Source organism: Mesorhizobium sp. ISC11 (assembly GCF_037162595.1).
GTDB classification, from domain to species: domain Bacteria; phylum Pseudomonadota; class Alphaproteobacteria; order Rhizobiales; family Rhizobiaceae; genus Mesorhizobium; species Mesorhizobium ciceri.
In genome coordinates, this window is the sequence record NZ_JAVSPW010000001.1 from 113,257 (window position 1) to 132,186 (window position 18,930).

General features: G+C 61.6%; 20 protein-coding genes. 12 read left to right on the forward strand and 8 right to left on the reverse strand.

The window, feature by feature from the left end; all coding sequences use genetic code 11:
- Together RPF88_RS00600 and RPF88_RS00605 are read left to right on the forward strand one after the other, a co-directional pair.
- Entirely contained in the window at window positions 1–390 is a 390-nt protein-coding gene (locus RPF88_RS00600; protein ID WP_337121418.1) for a nuclear transport factor 2 family protein, read from the forward strand.
- Between the two features lie 26 nt (window positions 391–416).
- Window positions 417–905: a nuclear transport factor 2 family protein gene (locus tag RPF88_RS00605; RefSeq protein WP_024504139.1), complete on the forward strand. Its 489-nt coding sequence runs from the start codon at window positions 417–419 to the stop codon at window positions 903–905.
- 30 nt (window positions 906–935) lie between these two features.
- On the opposite strand, the gene RPF88_RS00610 is transcribed toward RPF88_RS00605, so the two are convergent.
- Window positions 936–1,505 (reverse strand): methylated-DNA--[protein]-cysteine S-methyltransferase, encoded by a 570-nt coding sequence (locus RPF88_RS00610; RefSeq protein WP_337121420.1) that lies wholly within the window; start codon window positions 1,503–1,505, stop codon window positions 936–938.
- 181 nt (window positions 1,506–1,686) lie between these two features.
- Here RPF88_RS00610 and RPF88_RS00615 point away from each other — a divergent pair, with 181 nt between their 5' ends.
- The 5 genes from RPF88_RS00615 (at window position 1,687) to RPF88_RS00635 (ending at window position 6,473) form a co-directional block, all read left to right on the forward strand.
- Window positions 1,687–2,592: a lytic transglycosylase domain-containing protein gene (locus tag RPF88_RS00615; RefSeq protein ID WP_013530096.1), complete on the forward strand. Its 906-nt coding sequence runs from the start codon at window positions 1,687–1,689 to the stop codon at window positions 2,590–2,592.
- A gap of 5 nt (window positions 2,593–2,597) precedes the next feature.
- A complete protein-coding gene (locus RPF88_RS00620; RefSeq protein WP_337121423.1) occupies window positions 2,598–3,086 on the forward strand; it encodes a GNAT family N-acetyltransferase in 489 nt (162 codons plus the stop codon).
- A 283-nt stretch (window positions 3,087–3,369) separates the two neighbouring features.
- Window positions 3,370–4,638 carry an ABC transporter substrate-binding protein gene (locus tag RPF88_RS00625; RefSeq protein WP_337121425.1) on the forward strand — a complete coding sequence of 423 codons (1,269 nt, stop codon included), beginning with the start codon at window positions 3,370–3,372 and terminating at the stop codon, window positions 4,636–4,638.
- Window positions 4,639–4,693: 55 nt separating this feature from the next.
- Complete coding sequence (locus tag RPF88_RS00630; RefSeq protein ID WP_420686145.1) at window positions 4,694–5,647, forward strand: carbohydrate ABC transporter permease; 954 nt, start codon at window positions 4,694–4,696, stop codon at window positions 5,645–5,647.
- Window position 5,648: 1 nt separating this feature from the next.
- Window positions 5,649–6,473 carry a carbohydrate ABC transporter permease gene (locus RPF88_RS00635; RefSeq protein WP_337121428.1) on the forward strand — a complete coding sequence of 275 codons (825 nt, stop codon included), beginning with the start codon at window positions 5,649–5,651 and terminating at the stop codon, window positions 6,471–6,473.
- A 28-nt stretch (window positions 6,474–6,501) separates the two neighbouring features.
- Here the strand turns inward: RPF88_RS00635 and RPF88_RS00640 are convergent, their stop codons facing one another.
- Window positions 6,502–6,837: a hypothetical protein gene (locus RPF88_RS00640; RefSeq protein WP_024504134.1), complete on the reverse strand. Its 336-nt coding sequence runs from the start codon at window positions 6,835–6,837 to the stop codon at window positions 6,502–6,504.
- Window positions 6,838–6,982: 145 nt separating this feature from the next.
- On the opposite strand from RPF88_RS00640, the gene RPF88_RS00645 reads away from it, so the two are divergent.
- Both RPF88_RS00645 and RPF88_RS00650 read left to right on the forward strand, forming a co-directional pair.
- Window positions 6,983–7,726, forward strand: a complete 744-nt coding sequence (locus tag RPF88_RS00645; RefSeq protein WP_337121432.1) for a DUF899 family protein — start codon at window positions 6,983–6,985, stop codon at window positions 7,724–7,726.
- A gap of 222 nt (window positions 7,727–7,948) precedes the next feature.
- The gene (locus tag RPF88_RS00650) at window positions 7,949–8,503 is read left to right on the forward strand and encodes a DUF4142 domain-containing protein (RefSeq protein WP_337121434.1); all 555 of its coding nucleotides are present in this window, start codon (window positions 7,949–7,951) and stop codon (window positions 8,501–8,503) included.
- Between the two features lie 162 nt (window positions 8,504–8,665).
- Here the strand turns inward: RPF88_RS00650 and RPF88_RS00655 are convergent, their stop codons facing one another.
- Window positions 8,666–8,986, reverse strand: a complete 321-nt coding sequence (locus RPF88_RS00655) for a DUF1476 domain-containing protein (protein WP_337121436.1) — start codon at window positions 8,984–8,986, stop codon at window positions 8,666–8,668.
- A 211-nt stretch (window positions 8,987–9,197) separates the two neighbouring features.
- Here RPF88_RS00655 and RPF88_RS00660 point away from each other — a divergent pair, with 211 nt between their 5' ends.
- The 3 genes from RPF88_RS00660 (at window position 9,198) to RPF88_RS00670 (ending at window position 10,654) form a co-directional block, all read left to right on the forward strand.
- On the forward strand, window positions 9,198–9,581 hold the full coding sequence (locus RPF88_RS00660; protein WP_337121438.1) for a DUF6152 family protein: 384 nt from the start codon (window positions 9,198–9,200) through the stop codon (window positions 9,579–9,581).
- Window positions 9,582–10,037 (forward strand): hypothetical protein, encoded by a 456-nt coding sequence (locus RPF88_RS00665; RefSeq protein ID WP_337121440.1) that lies wholly within the window; start codon window positions 9,582–9,584, stop codon window positions 10,035–10,037.
- 224 nt (window positions 10,038–10,261) lie between these two features.
- Entirely contained in the window at window positions 10,262–10,654 is a 393-nt protein-coding gene (locus RPF88_RS00670; RefSeq protein WP_013530107.1) for a Rid family hydrolase, read from the forward strand.
- Window positions 10,655–10,689: 35 nt separating this feature from the next.
- On the opposite strand, the gene RPF88_RS00675 is transcribed toward RPF88_RS00670, so the two are convergent.
- From RPF88_RS00675 to RPF88_RS00695, 5 genes are all read right to left on the reverse strand, one after another.
- Window positions 10,690–12,645 carry an NACHT domain-containing protein gene (locus tag RPF88_RS00675; RefSeq protein WP_337121443.1) on the reverse strand — a complete coding sequence of 652 codons (1,956 nt, stop codon included), beginning with the start codon at window positions 12,643–12,645 and terminating at the stop codon, window positions 10,690–10,692.
- A gap of 197 nt (window positions 12,646–12,842) precedes the next feature.
- On the reverse strand, window positions 12,843–16,334 hold the full coding sequence (carB, locus tag RPF88_RS00680; RefSeq protein ID WP_337121445.1) for a carbamoyl-phosphate synthase large subunit: 3,492 nt from the start codon (window positions 16,332–16,334) through the stop codon (window positions 12,843–12,845).
- A 262-nt stretch (window positions 16,335–16,596) separates the two neighbouring features.
- On the reverse strand, window positions 16,597–17,415 hold the full coding sequence (locus RPF88_RS00685; protein WP_337121447.1) for an SH3 domain-containing protein: 819 nt from the start codon (window positions 17,413–17,415) through the stop codon (window positions 16,597–16,599).
- Window positions 17,416–17,626: 211 nt separating this feature from the next.
- On the reverse strand, window positions 17,627–18,391 hold the full coding sequence (locus tag RPF88_RS00690; protein WP_063168791.1) for a metallophosphoesterase family protein: 765 nt from the start codon (window positions 18,389–18,391) through the stop codon (window positions 17,627–17,629).
- Window positions 18,392–18,459: 68 nt separating this feature from the next.
- Window positions 18,460–18,822: an ArsR/SmtB family transcription factor gene (locus RPF88_RS00695; protein ID WP_337121451.1), complete on the reverse strand. Its 363-nt coding sequence runs from the start codon at window positions 18,820–18,822 to the stop codon at window positions 18,460–18,462.
- Window positions 18,823–18,930: the final 108 nt, after the last annotated feature.

Below are 18,930 nucleotides of genomic sequence, written 5' to 3' on the forward strand. Positions count from 1 at the left end.
ATGGCGACGAACCTCGATTTGATCCGTGGAACCTACGAGGGAACTTCCGACGAGAACGGCCGCAATCTGCTGGCCGTTCTTTCCGCCGACATCGAATGGACCGAGGCGGAAGGATTCCCCTATGCCGGCACCTATGTCGGCATCGAGGCCCTGATGCAGGGGGTCTTCAAGCGGCTCGGCTCGGAGTGGATCGGATACCACGCCGACGTGCACAGCTTCATTGCCGATGGCGACCGGGTGGCGGCCTTCGGCGTGTATTCCGGTACATACAAGGCGACGGGAAAATCCATGACGGCCCCCTTCGCTCATCTCTACGAACTGCGGGACGGCAAGATCATCCGCATGCGGCAGTATGTCGATACGGTGCTCGTTGCGCGCGCATTGACCTGACACCGAAGCAACCGAGGGAGACATCCGTGCTGCAACTTAAATCCTTCGCGGCGGCCGCTTTCGCGGTCGCGGCGCTCACGGCCGCGGCGCATGCGGGAAACACCAAGCCGGTCAAGCAGGTGCTGCAACAGCATGAATTGACTCAAAAAAACAGGACGCTTGTCCTGAAAGCCTATCAGGCGCTGTTCGGCGACCATGACCTTACCGCGCTGGACCGCTATTGGGCCGAGGCTTACATTCAGCATAACCCGACGATGACGGATGGCCGAGACTCGGTCAAAAAGCTTCTCGAAAGCATGGGTGTCGCCAATTGGCCAAAACAAAAAGTCGACTTCAAGCGGGTGATCGCCGAAGGCGACCTCGTCATGACCCAAGTCGTTCAACCGAAGGCAGGCAACATGCCGGAGACGGTCATCGTGGACATTTTTCGCGTTGAAAACGGCAAGATCGCCGAGCATTGGGACGTGATGCAGCCGGTGCCCGCCAACCCGGTCAATAAGCGACCGATGTATTGATCCAGGCCTTCTGCCAGCGCCGGCCGCCGCTCAAAACCCGAACGATACCTGCGCCGGGGGCGGCGGGCCGACGCGCACGCCTTCCATGGCCAGCATCTTCTCCTTGGTGACCGAGCCGCCCGGCGCCGAGAAGCCGCCGATCTTGCCGCCGGCGGCAAGGATGCGATGGCAAGGGATGACCAGCGGCACCGGATTGGCGCCAAGGGCGGCCCCGGTTTCGCGGGCGAGCCCGGCATGGCCGGCGGTCTTGGCCAGCTCGCCATAGGTGGTGGTTTCGCCGAAGGAGAGTTTTCGCGCCGCGTCGTAAATGGCGAGGCGGAAATCGTCGACGCCGTCGAGATCGACCGGTACGGCGGAGAAATCGACATCCTCGCCCGCCGCATAGGCCTTGATCGCTGCGATCAGCTCGACCACCCATGGCGGCTGCGCCGTGGCGCTGGAAACGCCGCCATGGCGCAGCAGGCGCCGTTCCACCGCTTCGCGGTTGCGTTCGGGCAGGCAGAGCCGGATCAGGCCCTTTTCGCTCCAGGCAATGCCCATGAAGCCGATCACTGTTTCTAACACTGCGTGGCCGGCCGTGATCGAAGCTGTCGTGACCATGATGCGTTCCTTCCCGCAAAGTGGCGAAATCCGGGATTCGTCCCAGTACATATCCGGAACAATATGGCATCGCCGCCCGCGTCTCGCCACCCGAAAACCACCTGATCGCCCCGATTGCCCGGCCTGAATCGCTGGTGTAAGGGATTTCTTAACAACCCGACAAACCGGACCCGAGCGCGGCTTGCCAGCAAAACTCAACCTTATCGCGATCGGCGTGATCCTGGCCGCCGCCGGCATCAGCGGCTGCACGTCGACCTCGCAGATGAAGTCCGCGCCTGCTCTCACCGAAACAGCGACCGCCGCCGGCGCTGATGCCGGCTTCACCGTGCCTCTGCCGGAGACGGTTTCGGTACTGCCGGAATCATCGGGGATCGCCCCCGTTCAGACGGCCGAGCTGCCGCCCGATCCCGCCGCACAGCCGGCTGCGGCGACCGCCGCTTTTGCCGGATCGACACCGGCGGCACCAGCCGTGCCTGCGGTTATGACCGCCAATGCCTGGCAGGCGCCGCCGCCGGCAAATGCGAACGAACCGGTCAAGGCGGCCGAGACTTATACGACCGCGGGGCTGATCGTGCCGGCAACCGCCAAGGGCGACCGCATGCCCGGCGTCCAGCAGGTCGCCTATGTCGTGCCGCAGAACCCGGCGGCCCTGGTCCAGTTTCCGGCAGGGCCCGTGCAAGAAGAACACGCGACGGGCGTGCGTGGCGATGTCGAGCGGCTGATCGAGAAATATGCGGCGATCTATCAGGTGCCGGTGGATCTGGTGCGCCATGTCGTCAACCGCGAGAGCACCTTCAACCCGAAAGCCTACAACAACGGCCATTGGGGACTGATGCAGATCAAGCACGCGACGGCACGCGGCATGGGCTATGACGGACCGGCCAAGGGCCTGTTCGACGCCGAAACCAATCTAAAATACGCGGTCAAATATCTGCGCGGCGCCTGGCTGGTGGCCGGGGGCAACGCCAAGAAGGCCGACTGGCTCTATCAGACCGGCTATTATTACGACGCCAAGCGCAAGGGCCTGCTCGAGGCGACCGGCCTTGGCCGCGACCGCCAGCGCCGTCGCCTGCAACCCGACGCCTGAGTGCGATGCCTGAACCGCGCCCGCCGGCTCTGAACGACATCCGGCTGCGCAAGATCCTCGACGAGACGCTGGTTCCGCCGCACTGGCCCGACGGCTTTGTCATGCGCAGTTTCGAGCCTGGTGACGCGCCCGCCCTGCATGCGCTTTTGACGGAAGTGTTCGATGACGGCGCCGATGGTCCGTTCGACGAGTGGTGGCCGCGTATCGCGGACGATCCCGAATTCGACCCGGCGCTGTGCTTCCTCGTCATCGACGCCAAGGGCCGGCTGGCGGCGGCGGCGCTGTGCTGGACCCGCGCCTTCGTCAAGGATCTTGCCGTTCATCCCGGGGCGCGCGGCAAGGGTGTTGCCGAAGCGCTGATGTGGCACGCCTTCGCCGTTTTTCGCGAACGCGGCGCCGACCATGTCGACCTCAAGACCAACACGGTCGAGAATCCCGCCGCTGTCCGGCTCTATGAGCGGCTGGGGATGATGCCTGTCGCCTGGGAAGGCTAGGGTGTGCTGATATTCAGGTGATGCCGGCCCGCAAATGATGGCTTCCTGCGCTTCCGGTGCTCACGTACCCAAAAGTACGCTCCGCTCCGGTTCTCGGAAACCACCATTTTCGACTCGGCCTGACCTGAATCTCAACACCCCCTGATGGGTGTCGCCTCACGCAGGAACGGCGCGATTTGGGAACCCAAAGCGCCGCTTCGCATTCAATGGGAGGTGAGGGCCTGACAAGCTGCCGGCGCGTGGAGTGTTTCCTGTCGCCGGCTGCGGAGGGACATCCATCACCATGAAGTTTTCTCACGCATTCCTGGCGCTCGGCGTCGCCGCCCTGCTGGTTGGTACGCCGGCGCGGGCCGTCGAGCTGTCGATGGTGTCGGGCGATACCGGCGACGGCATCAAGGTGCTGCGCGAGATCCTCGACCGTTACGAGAAAGACAGCGGCAACAAGGTCAACATCGTCGTCATGCCGACGTCCGGGACCGACCAGTTCGGCCAGTACCGGCTGTGGCTTGCCGCCGGAAACAGCGACATCGACGTCTACCAGACGGACGTGATCTGGGCGCCGCAGCTCGCCAGCCAGCTCGTCGATTTGACCGCAGCGACCAGGGAGATCGTGGCCGAGCATTTCCCGTCGATCATCCGGTCGCAGACCGTCAATGGCAAGCTCGTCGCCTTGCCGATCTTCACCGATGCGCCGGCGCTCTACTACCGCAAGGATCTCCTCGACAAATATGGCGCCAAGGTGCCGGCCACCTGGAAGGAACTGGCGGACACCGCCAGGCTGGTCATGGACAAGGAACGTGCAGCCGGCAATCGGGATATCTGGGGCTTCGTCTTTCAGGGCAACGCCTATGAGGGGCTGACCTGCGACGCGCTCGAATGGGTGATGTCGAATGGCGGCGGCCAGATCATCGAGCCGGACGGCTCCATCTCCATCAGCAATCCAAAAGCGGCGGCGGTGCTCGATATGGTCAAGGGCTGGGTTGGGACCATCGCGCCGCCCGGCGTGCTCGCCTACCAGGAAGAGGAATCGCGCGGCGTCTGGCAGACCGGCAACGCGGTGTTCATGCGCAACTGGCCCTATGCCTATGCGCTCGGCAACGGCGAGGGCTCGCCGATCAAGGGCAAGTTCGACGTGGCGCCGCTGCCGGCCGGCACCGGCGAAGGCGCCCGACCGGTCGCGACGCTGGGTGGCTGGAACCTCGCGGTCTCCAAATATTCGAAGCATCCGGATGCCGCGATCGAGCTCGTCAAGTTCATTGCCTCGCCCGCGATGCAGAAATACCGCGCGCTGAAGACGTCCAATCTGCCGACCATCCAGGCGCTGTATGACGATGCCGACATTGCCATGGAACACCCGATTATTCCGCGCTGGAAGCAGATCTTTCTCAATGCGGTGCCGCGCCCCTCGGCCGCCACCAGGATCAAATACAACGAGGCGTCGAGCCAGTTCTGGAACGCTGTTCACAACACGCTCTCGGGCGACGGCACTGCCGCCGACAATCTGGCCGACCTCGAAGCGACGCTGACCAAGCTCAAGGGCCGAGGCTGGTGACGATACTGGGACAGCCGGCCGGCGGGACCGCAGCGAGCGGAGCGAGATGACAGGGATGAAACCGGAAACAGCCAAGGCCGCGCACGCGCCGTTGAGGGCACAGCGCGTTCGCTCGGCGTGGCTTTTCCTGGCGCCAATGCTTCTGGTGCTCGCCGCGGCGGCCGGCTGGCCGCTTGCCCGCACGGTCTATTTCAGCTTCACCGACGCCTCGCTGGCCGATCTCGACGCGCGCCAATGGGTCGGCTTCGCCAATTACTTTTCGGTACTTCACATGCCAAGCGGCCGGACCCTCTATGACGGGTTGCTGGTCGACCCTGTCTGGTGGCGTGCCGTCTGGAACACGGTGCGCTTCACCGTGATTTCGGTGACCTGCGAGACCATCCTCGGCACCATCGTTGCCCTGGTTCTCAACGCCGAATTCAGAGGCCGCGGCATCGTCAGGGCGGCGATCCTGATCCCCTGGGCGATCCCGACGATCGTCTCGGCGAAGATGTGGCAATGGATGCTCAACGACCAGTTCGGCATCATCAATGTGGTGCTGCTCAATCTTGGCCTGATCAGCACCAAGATCGCCTGGACGGCCAACGCCGACACCGCGATGGCGGCGGTCCTCATCGTCGATATCTGGAAGGCGACGCCATTCATGACGCTGCTCATCCTGGCCGCGCTGCAGATGCTGCCGAGGGAGATCATCGAGGTCGCCAGGCTCGACGGCGCCAACCCCTGGCAGATCTTCTGGCGGGTGACCTTGCCGCTGATCCGCCCGGCGCTGTTGGTGGCGGTGATCTTCCGCGCGCTCGATGCACTGCGCATCTTCGACCTGATCTATGTGCTGACGCCCAACAATGTGCACACCAAGTCGATGTCGGTGTTCGCCCGCGAGAACCTGTTCGAGTTCGACAAATTCGCCTATGGCTCCGCCGCCTCGACCCTGCTCTTCCTCATTCTCGCTCTGCTTACCATCGTCACCATCCGGATCGGCCGGATCAGCCTGGACGGGGACCGCTGAGATGTGGATCGTGAAGCGCACGGCCTTTTATCTGCTGGTCGCGGTCATCGTCTTCGTCGCGGTGTTCCCGTTCTATTACGCGATCGTCACCAGCCTGAAATCCGGGACCGACCTGTTCCGGGCTGATCTGTGGCCAACGACGATCAGTTTCGCCAATTACCGGAATGTGCTGACCGAGGGCGCCTTCGTGCGCAACCTCGCGAACTCGCTCTTCGTCTCCGGCGCAGTCGTCGCGCTGTCGCTGTTGCTCGGCGTCACATCAGCTTACGCGCTGGCGCGCATTCGGTTCCGCGGCCGCTCGGCCCTGCTGTTCATCATCCTGTCGGTGTCGATGTTCCCGCAGGTGGCGCTGCTGGCCGGGCTGTTCGAACTGGTCCGCATCTTCGGCCTCTACAATTCGCTGTTCGCGCTGATCTTCTCCTACATGATCTTCACCTTGCCGTTCACCGTCTGGGTGCTCACCACCTTCGTCCGGGACCTGCCGGTCGAGGTCGAGGAGGCGGCGATTCTAGACGGCGCGACGCCGTGGATCATCGTCACCCGGGTCTTCCTGCCGCTGATGTGGCCGGCGCTGGCGACCACCGGCCTGCTGGCCTTCATCGGTGCGTGGAACGAGTTCCTGTTTGCCCTGACCTTCACCTCCAACAACGCACAGCGTACCGTGCCGGTGGCGATCGCGCTGCTCTCCGGCAACTCGCAGTTCGAGATCCCCTGGGGCAACATCATGGCGGCCTCGGTGATCGTCACGGTGCCGCTGGTGGTGCTGGTGCTGATCTTCCAGCGCAAGATCGTCTCCGGCCTGACCGCCGGCGGGGTCAAGGGGTGAGGAGCGGTCAGCGTAGTGCGGACCGTTGTCAGATGTCCGGCGCGTTGCCGATCTTCTGCTTGAGATCAAGCGCCCAGGTGCGGCCTTCGTCGCCGCCCCACAGCAGCCAGGCGATGTAGCCGGCCGAAGGGTTCTGCTCATTGCCGTAGTTCCTGCCGCGCTTGTCGACCTCGTGGCGGGCGAAATAGCTGACCATGCGGCGAATGGTGGAGGGCGCGAGCTTTTCCCGGTTTTTCAGTTCGGTGGCGCGGGCGACGCCGATTTCGGTGCCGCCCCGGCCGAATTCTCCGCGCAGCCTGAGGCCCTTGGCGGCATTGTCGGCCACCACTTGCGGGCAGCGCAGATCGGTCTCGTCGTCGTGCATTTCGTCCCCCGGATCACGCTGCCCGAACAGGGATTACGACATATCACCATGCGCAATAAATGTCGGAGCCGATCGCCGCCAAACGTCCTTGGGTCGCAGAGCAACCGCGCCGGGACGCCGGCGCCGCGACTTGAAGGAGCCGATCATGATCACCTTTCCCAACGAATCCGCGAAATACCGCACCGCGCGCGAAAAATTGCTGAAGAAGGAAATCGAGCTGCGCCGCGCCATGGAAGAGGTCGCCGAGGCCCGGCGCGCGCTGCCGCCGGGCGGGCTGATCCGCCAGGACTATGAATTCGACGCACTGGATGCCCACGGCAAGCCCGCGAAGACAAGGCTGTCGGAGCTGTTCGCGCCCGGCAAGGACAGCCTGATCCTCTACAACATGATGTTCCCGCGCCACCCGCAGGAGAAGCGCGATGTGGCGACCAGCGGCGGCACGGCGAAGCTCGCCCGACCGGACCAGCCATGTCCGTCCTGCACGGCGCTGCTCGACCAGTTCGACGGCGCGGTCGGGCATCTCCAGGCGGCCGGCTTCAATTTCGTGGTGGTGGGCAAGACCGCGCTCGAAAACCTGGTCACGCTCGGTCGAGATCGGGGCTGGCGCAACATGCGGCTGGTGTCTTCGGCGGCCAACAGCTTCAAGCGCGACTACAATGCGGAGGCGGCCGACGGCTCACAGATCCCGCTGCTGTCGGTGTTTCACCGCGACCCCGACGGCATACGCCATTTCTGGAGTTCGGAACTGGATTTCGCACCGACGGAGCCCGGTCAGGATCCGCGTGGCCTCGGCACCTGCGAAACGCTGTGGAACCTTATGGATTTCACGCCGGAAGGTCGGCCGAGCTGGAACGAACAGCTGCAATATGGCGAGGCGTGTTGCCACTGAAACGCAGTTCTGGCCAGCCGCCGCGGTTCAGTTCGGATGGCCTTTGAGGAACATGAGTCCCATTGGCCGGCTCGAACGAGGGCATCGACGAGCGTTCGAGCCAGCCACGGATATAGCGGGGGGATCGAGGCGACACGCGCAGGCTTCTTCCTCATGATCTGCAACCGGAGTGCCCAAGCGACGTTGGATTGTCCGAGGGACAATTCCAACCGGAGACATGCCATGAAAACGCTTACCATTCTGACCGCAGCAGCATTGCTTGCCGGCGTGCCGGCCTTTGCCCAGTCGAACACGACCGCCACGACCACGCCGCTCGCCGCCACGACGAAGGTCGACACTTCGACCTTCATCAAGACGGTGCCGAGCGCCAATGAGTTCGAGATCGAGTCCAGCAAACTCGCCGAGCAACAGGCAACCGACGCCGACGTCAAGGCGTTCGCCAAACAGATGATCGCCGATCACACCAAGGCCGGCGAGGAATTCAAGGCGGCGCTTGCTCAGGGCCAGACAACCTCGGCCACCGCACCGTCCGGTCCGGCCCTGCAGCCCAAGGAGCAAAAGATGCTCGATGAGCTGAAGAGTGCCAGCGGCGATCAATTCCAGGCCAAATACATCGAGATGCAGACCAACGCTCACAAGGAAGCCGTCGCGCTGTTCAGCGGCTATGCGAAATCCGGCGACGACCCGGCAATGAAGGAATTCGCCAAGAAAACCCTGCCGACGCTGCAGATGCACGAAAAACACGTGAAGGAACTGGCCGCCGCGCATCAGGGGTGAGGGCGGTTCACTATGGCGCCCCCCTCTGTCCTGCCCGGCAGGACAGAGGGGGGCGCCGTAGAGCGCTACGATGGAAGCCAGCCCGCTTGGCCAACCAACACCACAATGTGGCCCTGTGCCTTAAGGACGGCACGTCCTATACCGATCAAGGCTGAGCGGCGCTCAGGTCGATCTGATCTGCTCGACCGCGGTCACCAGCAGGGTTTCCATGGCGCTGCGTATCTGGGCATCCGACAGAGAAATGCCTGCCGCGTCGAAGTCGGCGCGGACCTTGCGGAACACATCGTTGTCGCCTGCCTCTTCGAAATCCGCGTGCACGACTTCCTTGGCATAGGCGTCGGCGTCAGCACCGGATTTGCCGAGCTGTTCGGCGGCCCACAGGCCGAGCAGCTTGTTGCGGCGCGCCATGGCCCTGAACTTCGTTTCCTCGTCCATCGCAAACTTCTTTTCGAAGCCTTCCTGACGGTCTCTCATGCTGCTCATGTTCGCCTCGTTTCCGATGGGAGTCCGATCTTCAGCCCAGGGGAAGAACGGCCAGGAAAGAGAGAGTGGCGCGCATGGGTGTCATTAACAAGGCGTCATGCCGGCGATTGGGCGGGTGCTTGGCGGTCCAGTCTTTCGCTCGATATGATTTGACGTTGCCGCGCCGTGTCCTACTCTCAAGTGCCTGCGGGATGAACCGAGGAGACGAGCGATGCAGTTCAAGGCAATTCGCAGCGTCACGCTGACGGCGGCCGTGATGCTTGCCGCCGGCACCGCGGCCTATGCCCATCACGGCTGGTCGTGGACACAGGATGGGTTTTTCGAACTCAAGGGCAAGATCACGGCCATCTATATCGGCAATCCGCACGCCACGCTGGATGTCGACGCGGAGGGTGAGGCCTGGCGGGTGGAGATGGCGCCGCCATCACGCACCATCGCCGCCGGCTTCACGGAGGAGGTGGCCAAGGTCGGCGACGAGGTGACCGCGATCGGCAACCGCTCGCTCGAGGCGAGCGAAAAGCGCATGAAAGCGGTGCGCATCGTCGTCAACGGCAAGACGTATGACGTTTATCCCGACCGTGTGCCGCCGGCCTAGATGACGGAGCTTCTCGCCGGCATCGAGCAACTCGCCTTGGCGCGGTGGCTGAAGGCTTCCTTCGTCGCCTATCCCATAGTCAATGCGCTCCACATCATGTCGATCGGTGCGCTGCTGACCAGCGTCGTTCTCATGGACCTCAGGATCTGCGGCGCTTTCCGTTCGCTGCCGCAAGCCGCATTCGTCGCGCTGCTGCGCCGCATTGCATTAAGTGCATTCGCGGGTGCGCTCGTCACAGGCTCGCTGCTGTTTTCGGTCAAGGCGAGCACCTATGCGGCGATGCCGGTTTTCCTCGCCAAGATGGCACTCATCCTTCTCGCCGGCGTCAATTTTTTCACCTTCCTGCGCTTCGCCAGAGGCGGTGACGAGCTGGCCGGCAGCACCATCCTGGCTGTGCTCTCGATACTGCTGTGGACATCAGTGCTTTTCGCCGGACGGTTCATTGGTTTTCTTTAGCGCCGCATCTTCCTTCTCCCCCTGTGGGAGAAGGTGGCCTCGCGAAGCGAGGTCGGATGAGGGGTGTTCCAGGAAACGCCGACGTCTCACTCCGCTGGAACACCCCTCATCCGTCTCGGCGCTATCGCGCCGATCCACCTTCTCCCACAAGGGGAGAAGGGAAGAACGGCGCTGGCGTTCCGCCAGTGCGGGGATAAGCTCCCTGCAAACAAGGGAGATTTGCCATGAAGAAAGAAATCATCGAAGTCCCCGTCATGTCGGACAAGGTGCGGGCGCTCGGCCTTCCCTGTTCGACAGCGGTGAAGGCCAACGGCTTCGTGTTCATCTCGGCGACGCCGCCGGTGGACATGGTGACCGGCGAGATGGTGCGCGGCGACATCGAGGTGCAGACCGAGGCGTCGCTGAAGGCGCTGAAACATTGCCTGGAAGCGGCCGGCACCTCGCTCGACAATGTGGTGATGGTGCGCATCTACGCCGTCAATTCCGGCTTCTACAACGCCATCAACCGTGTTTATGCCAGGTATTTTTCGACCAACCCGCCGGCGCGCAGTTTTGTGCCGGTGGCGTCGTGGCCAATGGAGTTTGATATCGAGATTGAGTGTGTGGCTGTGGCTTGAAGCGGCCCCAACACAACAAAATCTGCAGCCTGAGACTAAATTCTGCCTATTAGCTGATCGATCGACATCTCTTTCGCCGATGTTCGAGAAAATGTCTCTTCAGCGACAGTCTTAGTGAATGCCATTTTTCTCCTCATAGCTGCCGCTATCGACCAAAACGGCTCACTTGGTTGAATTTCAGTGGAGAGATCAATGTATGTTTTCCCAACCAGCTTATCGCGATGCCAGAACTCCATCAGACCTGATTTTAGTGAATAGTCCGCGCGGATATGCCCCTTCTCTTCATTTATCTTCAGAACCTTGAAGAATTTGATGGCGATCTGGCTAAACGATTCGGCCCATAACGGGTACTCGTCACTGAACGCTTCGCCGACGTCAGCCTCATAGCGGGTTCTAAACATCGAAGATACAACTTCAGAAAATTTTCTGACGCCAGCATCATTGAGAAAAAATGAATCGAAATGCGACATTCTAATCTCGGCTGTATTCTTGGCACTGTTGCGCCTCTTTGTCGAAATTATTTCCCGCTGCACTGTCGACGATATAACGGTGACAATATTAAGATCTACCTCTTTTAAAAATTCGATATCCGAATCTATATCCACAAGTCTATTGATGTCATCTCCGTACTTTCCGTATAGATTGTTTATGTAATTTTCCTCTACAATAACCGGATTTATCTCGTATAGCATCATCAGCATGCTATCCGTCATCCTTACCGCCATTCGTTGAATTATATCGGACATCTTGTTTGGGAAGTAGCTGGAGAGGGCGTAAGCGCAAAAATATTCCTGAAACGATCTGTGGGTAAAGGAGTACAACGTGCCGTCTTTGAACAGGAGATTTACAGATTGCTCCGCTTCTTCGATAAAACTATCGGTGTTAAATTCAAAATCCGATTGCTTTTTGCTTCTCTCTACGTACTTTTCTAAGTCTATTTTCTCAAAAATTGTTTCAAATTCGTAGTATGATAGAAGAGAAAAGATGGAGAATATCTTCTCGAATTGATCTATAAGTAATCCGCTTCTTCTCTCTCGGCGGAACGCCTCTTTTGACGCGTCATGCCATGAATATAGGGCCTGAAATGCATACCTGTAAAATATGTGAATTTTCTCCGGCAACTCACCATACTGGCTAAAAGTCATTAACATCATGAGACTTAATAAAGGGGTAGAAAGAAAGCTTTCGTGCTTCGCAAAATTTCGTTCTACTATCTCCGATATAAATTTTCTCTTTATCGATGGCTCGAATTCTATTTTTTGTATCAGTTCTTTGACTTGGCTTTTGTCGAACGGCATTGCTTTGTATATGTGAAACTGTTCCCAGCTTTCAAATCTTGCCTCGCGGCGGGAGGTAATTACAAAACCGCATTTTGGACTTCGGTAGGCCATATGCAGTATCTGCTCTTCCACAATGCCCCGATTTATCTCGTTCAGTTCGTCGAAAGCATCAAAAATAAAAATGAATCTTCCGCTCGCCAAGAGCTCGCTAAACAGATCCTCTCTTGATGCTCTTTTGCTCGGGAATAACAGATTCCGAAGAATGGTTTCCATATCTATCGATGTGATCTGATTAAGCCGCCTCAGCTCTAGAAAAACGGGAATCCGTCCTTGCGGCTCGCGAAAAATAGACAACCAAAGGTGCTTTGCGAAAACCGTTTTCCCGATGCCACCGAACCCAGTAACTATTAGTCGTTTGTTGTCGCGGGCTTCCTGACACAACGAATTGTCATCTATAGCTTTTCCTGAGCAGCTGAAGTTTCCATTTATATATATATCTTGAAGCTCGTACGGGCGCTCTTTTGTGATAAGAGTTCTTATGTAGTTGCACTTTTGATATGTTGAGCTGAGATATTCGGAAAAATCTGCAAATATAATATCATATTTCTTTGACAGGGCACCTAAGGTGCCATCCTTCAATCTTGTCAAGAAATCCTTTGTCAGGTCTGTAATGACAGCAGCGGCTACCTGGTTTCCATCGATGTTCGACATTCAAAGCCCTCCCCAATCCCCTCGAGATTAATAACGAGGAAACGGGGGGAAACAAGTGGCTCGTTAGAAATGCTTTCTCACCGTTTTGTGCTTGGCGGGAGCACTGGGGAGTAGACATGCGCGCTAGCGCAGCTACAGCACAAAAACCAGAATCGACATGCAAATATGTTGGAGGCAATGCCCTCGGTCCAGTTGCCTCACGCAAAATACTCCTGCAGCGGCCTCACTTCCAAACTCCCCGCCTTCAGCGCCGCAATCGCTTCCGCTACTGCGGCCGCACCCGACAGCGTCGTGTAATACGGCACCTTCTGCATCAGCGTCGCTCGCCGTAGCGACTTGGAGTCCGACACCGCCTTCTGGCCGTCCGTGGTGTTGAAGACGATCTGCACCTGGCGGTTGCGGATGGCGTCTTCGATGTGGGGGCGGCCTTCCAGAACCTTGTTGATCTTCTCGGCGACGACGCCGTTTTCGGCGAGGAAGCGGGCGGTGCCCGAGGTGGCCAGCACCTTGAAGCCGAGGCCGGCCAGGCGCTTCACCGCTGGCAATATGCCTTTCTTGTCCTCGTCGCGCACCGAGACGAACAGCGTGCCGGAGCGGGGCAGGTCGACGCCGGCGCCCAACTGGCTCTTGGCGAAGGCCAGCGCAAAATCGCGGTCGAGGCCCATGACCTCGCCGGTCGAGCGCATTTCCGGGCCGAGCAGGATGTCGACGCCGGGGAAGCGGGCGAAGGGGAACACCGCTTCCTTGACCGCGATGTGGCCGGGGTTCCTGGGGTCGGGCATGGCGCCGTAATGGGCGAAGGCGTCTTCCAGTTTTTCGCCGGCCATGATGCGGGCGGCGATTTTCGCGATCGGCCGCCCGATGGTCTTGGCGACAAAGGGCACGGTGCGTGACGCGCGCGGGTTGACCTCCAGCACATAGACCGTGCCGTCTTTGATCGCGTACTGCACGTTCATCAGGCCGCCGACATTGAGCGCGCGGGCGAGCGCCGCCGTCTGGCGCTCCAGCTCGTCGACCAGTTCGGAAGGCAGCGAGTGCACCGGCAGCGAGCAGGCGCTGTCGCCCGAATGGATGCCGGCTTCCTCGATGTGCTCCAAAATGCCGGAGACGAAGGTCGCCTTGCCGTCGCAGAGGCAGTCGACATCGACCTCGATGGCGCCGGATAGGTAGGTGTCGAACAGCAGCGGGTTCTTGCCCAGCAGCGTGTTGATCTGGCCGGTCTTGTCGTTGGGGTATTTCTGCTTGATGTCCTCCGGCACCAGGCCGGGCACGGTGTCGAGCAGGTAGGTCTGCAGCATGCCCTCGTCATGGATGATCTGCATGGCGCGGCCGCCGAGCACATAGGACGGGCGCACCACCAGCGGGAAGCCGAGCTCGCCGGCAACGAGGCGGGCCTGCTCGACCGAATAGGCGATGCCGTTCTTGGGCTGGCTGAGGTTGAGCTTGTGCAGCAGCTTCTGGAAGCGGTCGCGGTCTTCGGCCAGATCGATCATGTCGGGCGAGGTGCCGAGGATGGGGATGCCGGCCTTCTCCAGCGCATCCGCCAGCTTCAGCGGCGTCTGGCCGCCGAACTGGACGATGACGCCGACCAGCTCGCCCGAGGCCTGCTCGGCGCGCAGGATCTCCAGCACGTCTTCCGCCGTCAGCGGCTCGAAATAGAGCCGGTCCGAGGTGTCGTAGTCGGTCGAGACCGTCTCCGGATTGCAGTTGATCATGATCGCTTCATAGCCGGCGTCGCGCAGTGCGAAGGCGGCGTGGCAGCAGCAATAGTCGAACTCGATGCCCTGGCCGATGCGGTTGGGGCCGCCGCCGAGGATGACGACCTTCTTGCGCGACGAGACCTGTGCCTCGTTGGCCAGCGCGCCGGCGAACGGCACTTCATAGGTCGAGTACATGTAGGCGGTGGGCGAGGCGAACTCGGCCGCACATGTGTCGATGCGTTTATAAACAGGATGAACGTCGAGCTTTTCGCGAGCTTTCTGAATCACTTCGGCGTCGGTCTTCGTCAGCGACGCGAGGCGGGCATCGGAGAAGCCCATGGCCTTCAGCATGCGCAGATTGACGGCATCCTCGGGAATGCCGTGCTCGCGGATGCGGGCTTCCATGGCGACGATGCCGGCGATCTGTTCGAGGAACCACGGGTCGATCTTGCACATGGCGTGCACGTCCTCCAACGAGGTGCCCATGCGGATCGCCTGCGCCACCATGCGCAGCCGGTCGGGCGTCGGCGTGCCGAGCGCCGCACGAATGGCGTTGCGGTCGTCGGCATGGTTGGCGGAACCGAGGCCGGGGATTTCGATCTCGTCCAGACCAGTCAGGCCGGTTTCAAGTCCACGCAGGGCCTTCTGCAGCGATTCCTGGAAGGTGCGGCCGATGGCCATGACTTCGCCCACCGACTTCATGGCGGTGGTCAGCACCGGCTCGGCGCCGGGGAATTTCTCGAAGGCGAAACGCGGGATCTTCGTGACGACGTAATCGATGCTCGGTTCGAACGAGGCTGGCGTCGCGCCGCCGGTGATGTCGTTCTCCAGCTCGTCCAGCGTGTAGCCGACGGCGAGCTTTGCGGCGATCTTGGCGATCGGGAAACCGGTCGCTTTGGAGGCCAGGGCCGACGAACGCGAGACGCGCGGGTTCATCTCGATGACGACGAGGCGGCCATCGGCCGGGTTGACGGCGAACTGCACGTTGGAGCCGCCGGTCTCGACGCCGATCTCGCGCAGCACCGCGATCGAGGCGTTGCGCATCATCTGGTATTCTTTGTCGGTCAGCGTCAGGGCAGGGGCGACGGTGATCGAGTCGCCGGTATGCACGCCCATCGGGTCGATGTTCTCGATCGAGCAGACGATGATGCAATTGTCCGCTCTGTCGCGGACGACCTCCATCTCATACTCCTTCCAGCCGAGCACGCTCTCCTCGATCAGCACTTCGGTGGTCGGCGAGGCGTCGAGGCCGGACTGGACGATCTCGTAGAATTCGGCGCGGTTGTAGGCGATGCCGCCGCCGGTGCCGCCCATGGTGAAGGACGGGCGGATGATGGCCGGCAGGCCGACATGGTCGAGCGCCTGGGCGGCGATCGCCATGCCATGGCTGATATAGCGCTGCTTGCGGTCGCCTTCGCCGAGGTTCCAGCGGGTTTCCAGCGCATCGAGCGCGGCGTCGAGATCGGCCGGCTTCTCGGCCTTGAGCGCCGCGCGCTCGGCCTCATGCGTCTTGCGGTCGGTGTTCTTGACGTCGGTGGCGTTGGCCAGCATCGACTTCGGCGTTTCCAGGCCGATCTTCTTCATCGCCTCGCGAAACAGCGCGCGGTCCTCGGCCTTGTCGATGGCGGTAGCATCGGCGCCGATCATCTCGACATTGTAGCGCTCGAGCACGCCCATGCGGCGCAGCGACAGAGCGGTGTTGAGCGCGGTCTGGCCGCCCATGGTCGGCAGCAGCGCGTCGGGCCGCTCCTTGGCGATGATCTTGGCCACCACTTCAGGCGTGATCGGCTCGATATAGGTGGCGTCGGCCAGTTCCGGGTCGGTCATGATGGTGGCCGGGTTGGAATTGACCAGGATGACGCGGAAGCCTTCCTCTTTCAGCGCCTTGCAGGCCTGCGTGCCGGAATAGTCGAACTCGCAGGCCTGGCCGATGACGATGGGGCCGGCCCCGATGATCAGGATCGACTTGATGTCAGTGCGTCTTGGCATGTCAAAGGTCCGTTCGGCGGGCGGCTTGCACAAAAAACCGGGACGGGAAGACCCGGCCGGTTGTGCTCGCGATTCTGGTATCAGGCTAGGAGGGCCTTATAGGGAAGAGTTTTGACTGATGTAACCCCGAAAATGCGAGGTAGGGGAATAGGGGAGTAGGGGAGTAGGGGAGTAGGGGAGTAGGGGAGTAGGGGAGTAGGTTGGGTTCGAGGGCATTCCAAACACACTCCCTTATTCCCCTACTCCCTTACTCCCATAAATTCTAATTCCCCAGCGCCAACTGATCCGTGATCTCAAACCGCTCCGAGACGCCGACACGGATCATGTTGAGGCTGCCTTCCCTGGTGAAGCGGAAGTCGCCGGGCGCGTCGGAACCGGCCGGCTGGCCGGCACGGAAGGAGATGATGCGCGTGCCGCCATCGGGCCAGGTCACAGTGATGTTCGCCTTGTCGGCGCTGTGCACCACGCTGACCTTGCAGCGCTCCATCGGCTGGCCGACATAGCGGGCGCAGGGAATCTCGGGGCCAGAAGCCGGCGTCGGAGCGGAATCAAGCGGGACGTCAGGCGCCGCCAGCGCCAGTAGGTACGCATCCTGCATGGCGGCGTGGCCGATTTCCTCTGGCGATTTCGGCGTGCTTTCTGCTGCCGGACCGGCGCCGCCAAGCCGCGCCGTCAGGTCGGGCGGTGCGACCGGCGCGCTGTCAGCTGAGCCGATGGCCTGCGATTGGTCCGGTGCCGAGGCCTGCCCGGCCTCCTTGCCGCTGCCGGTGGAGGCAACCACCGGCGCATCGGCCGGTCTTGGCTCACCTTCGACATAGGGGGTCGGATTGAGAGGGATGAGATAGCGCGCCGGTGCCCAGCCGCTCAGCTTCTCCTTGCCCGTGCTTTCGACCTTGCACCATTTGTAGCCGTTGATGTCGTTGCAGCCGAGATTGGTGACCATGTCGCCGCTGCTCAGCCGCGCCTCGACCGTGGCGACCGGCGATGCGGTGGTGCGGACCTTGAGAAGGTCGTCCGGCGCCAGGCCGGTGACGACGGAGATGACGAGCTCCGGCGCCTCTTGGGCCATCTCTTCAGCCATAGCGGGGGCAATCACCGGCCACGCCGTCATCAACAGCGGAGCAGCAATCAGCGCATGGAGGATTGTTCGGAGCGTAACTGTGCGCCTCATCGTTTGGCCGTGCGCTGATACCGTGCCGGCGGATCGAGCCCGCCGCAAGCCCGGCCGGTTTTATAAGGGACGACGCGGCGCCATGTAAGCCCGAAAATTCGGGCCGCCGTTTCGCCAGCCTTCAGCCGGGCAGGGGCATGAACCCGGTTCTGAGCGCGTGAGCCCATTCCGGCCGGCCCGCTTGTTCGGCCTGCCTGGCGGCCGCCTCGTGGTCGTAGTCGACGGCGATGGCCTCGAAGCCGTCGGGCTGGCCGTTGCTGCCCAGGGTGACAATGCCGTAGCGCGCATGCGGCGAGCCCTGCTCGGAGACATGCGCCGGCGGCGTGGAATCGTCATAGGCAGGGCAGCCGATGCTGCCCGGATTGAAGATGACGGGACCGTCGGGGACGCGGATCAGTTCCGCGCGGTGGCTGTGGCCGCACAGCGCGATGCGGCAAGCCGGGTCGAGCGCCTTCAGCCGCCGCCGGATCGCCGTCAGCGGCGCGCGTACCAGCTGGCCATTGACGATCGTATCAGTGAGATATTTCTCGTCATGGTCGGGACGGGCGTGGAAAGCGATGATTCCGGGTGCGATCTCCAGCGTCAACGGCTGGGCGAACAGCACCTGGCGCTGTGCCTCGGTCAGCCGCTCCTGCGCATAGACGTCGGAGGGCCACATGGTGTCATCAGCGGGGTCGGCGGCAACACGGCGGTCGTGGTTGCCGCGCACCGTCGGCAGGTTCAGCGCCTGCAGCCGTTCCATCGTTTCGCGCGGCCATAGCGGGCCGGAAACGCTGTCGCCGAGATTGACGGTCAGGTCGGCGCCGCCGCGCCGGCGCAGGTCGTCAAGCACGGCGTCGAGCGCCAGCACATTGCCGTGGATGTCGGCGAGGACGGCGATGCGCATTTCGGGAAGCTCCTGTGTGACGCCGCTTTTCCTTTTCCCCACGTTCGTGGGCGAAGAACCCAAGTCCTTCAGGGTCGGGCGTGCACTTCGATATCGTGGCCGCCAACCGCCGGCAGTGCGGGATCGTCGCCGGCGGCGGCGATGACGCTGTCGAGCAGGCCGGGGAAGCGGGCGTCGAGATCGGCCCGGCGCAGTGTGATCATGCGGTTGGTGCCGACCACCTCGGCGCGGGTGAGGCCGGCCTCGCGCAATTTGGCGAGGTGGTAGCTCAGATTGGTCTTCGAGCCGAAATCGAGGAACTGGCTGCAGTTCAGCGGCACGCCCTGCTTGCTGGCGAGATAGCGCACGATGGCAAGCCGCGTCGGGTCGCCGAGCACGCCAAGCACGATCGGCAGGCTGATCTGGTCCGTATTGGGGTGTGGCAAGGTCATGGCTCGAAACTAAGCACAGTCGGGTCCGATTTCAACGCATCCATCATTGTTGGCTCCACATGGCCTTTCTCCGTCTCGCGCGAACCCCGCCCGGCCTGTGCTGACACA

Coding starts and splice junctions, on each gene's coding strand:
- carB (WP_337121445.1), bottom strand. CDS start 16,334: ATGCCAAGACGCACTGACATCAAGTCGATCCTGATCATCGGGGCCGGC.
- RPF88_RS00660 (WP_337121438.1), top strand. CDS start 9,198: ATGCAGTTCAAGGCAATTCGCAGCGTCACGCTGACGGCGGCCGTGATG.
- RPF88_RS00690 (WP_063168791.1), bottom strand. CDS start 18,391: ATGCGCATCGCCGTCCTCGCCGACATCCACGGCAATGTGCTGGCGCTC.
- RPF88_RS00630 (WP_420686145.1), top strand. CDS start 4,694: ATGAAACCGGAAACAGCCAAGGCCGCGCACGCGCCGTTGAGGGCACAG.
- RPF88_RS00610 (WP_337121420.1), bottom strand. CDS start 1,505: ATGGTCACGACAGCTTCGATCACGGCCGGCCACGCAGTGTTAGAAACA.
- RPF88_RS00625 (WP_337121425.1), top strand. CDS start 3,370: ATGAAGTTTTCTCACGCATTCCTGGCGCTCGGCGTCGCCGCCCTGCTG.
- RPF88_RS00655 (WP_337121436.1), bottom strand. CDS start 8,986: ATGAGCAGCATGAGAGACCGTCAGGAAGGCTTCGAAAAGAAGTTTGCG.
- RPF88_RS00685 (WP_337121447.1), bottom strand. CDS start 17,415: ATGGCTGAAGAGATGGCCCAAGAGGCGCCGGAGCTCGTCATCTCCGTC.
- RPF88_RS00635 (WP_337121428.1), top strand. CDS start 5,649: ATGTGGATCGTGAAGCGCACGGCCTTTTATCTGCTGGTCGCGGTCATC.
- RPF88_RS00620 (WP_337121423.1), top strand. CDS start 2,598: ATGCCTGAACCGCGCCCGCCGGCTCTGAACGACATCCGGCTGCGCAAG.
- RPF88_RS00675 (WP_337121443.1), bottom strand. CDS start 12,645: ATGTCGAACATCGATGGAAACCAGGTAGCCGCTGCTGTCATTACAGAC.
- RPF88_RS00640 (WP_024504134.1), bottom strand. CDS start 6,837: ATGCACGACGACGAGACCGATCTGCGCTGCCCGCAAGTGGTGGCCGAC.
- RPF88_RS00645 (WP_337121432.1), top strand. CDS start 6,983: ATGATCACCTTTCCCAACGAATCCGCGAAATACCGCACCGCGCGCGAA.
- RPF88_RS00650 (WP_337121434.1), top strand. CDS start 7,949: ATGAAAACGCTTACCATTCTGACCGCAGCAGCATTGCTTGCCGGCGTG.
- RPF88_RS00600 (WP_337121418.1), top strand. CDS start 1: ATGGCGACGAACCTCGATTTGATCCGTGGAACCTACGAGGGAACTTCC.
- RPF88_RS00665 (WP_337121440.1), top strand. CDS start 9,582: ATGACGGAGCTTCTCGCCGGCATCGAGCAACTCGCCTTGGCGCGGTGG.
- RPF88_RS00670 (WP_013530107.1), top strand. CDS start 10,262: ATGAAGAAAGAAATCATCGAAGTCCCCGTCATGTCGGACAAGGTGCGG.
- RPF88_RS00695 (WP_337121451.1), bottom strand. CDS start 18,822: ATGACCTTGCCACACCCCAATACGGACCAGATCAGCCTGCCGATCGTG.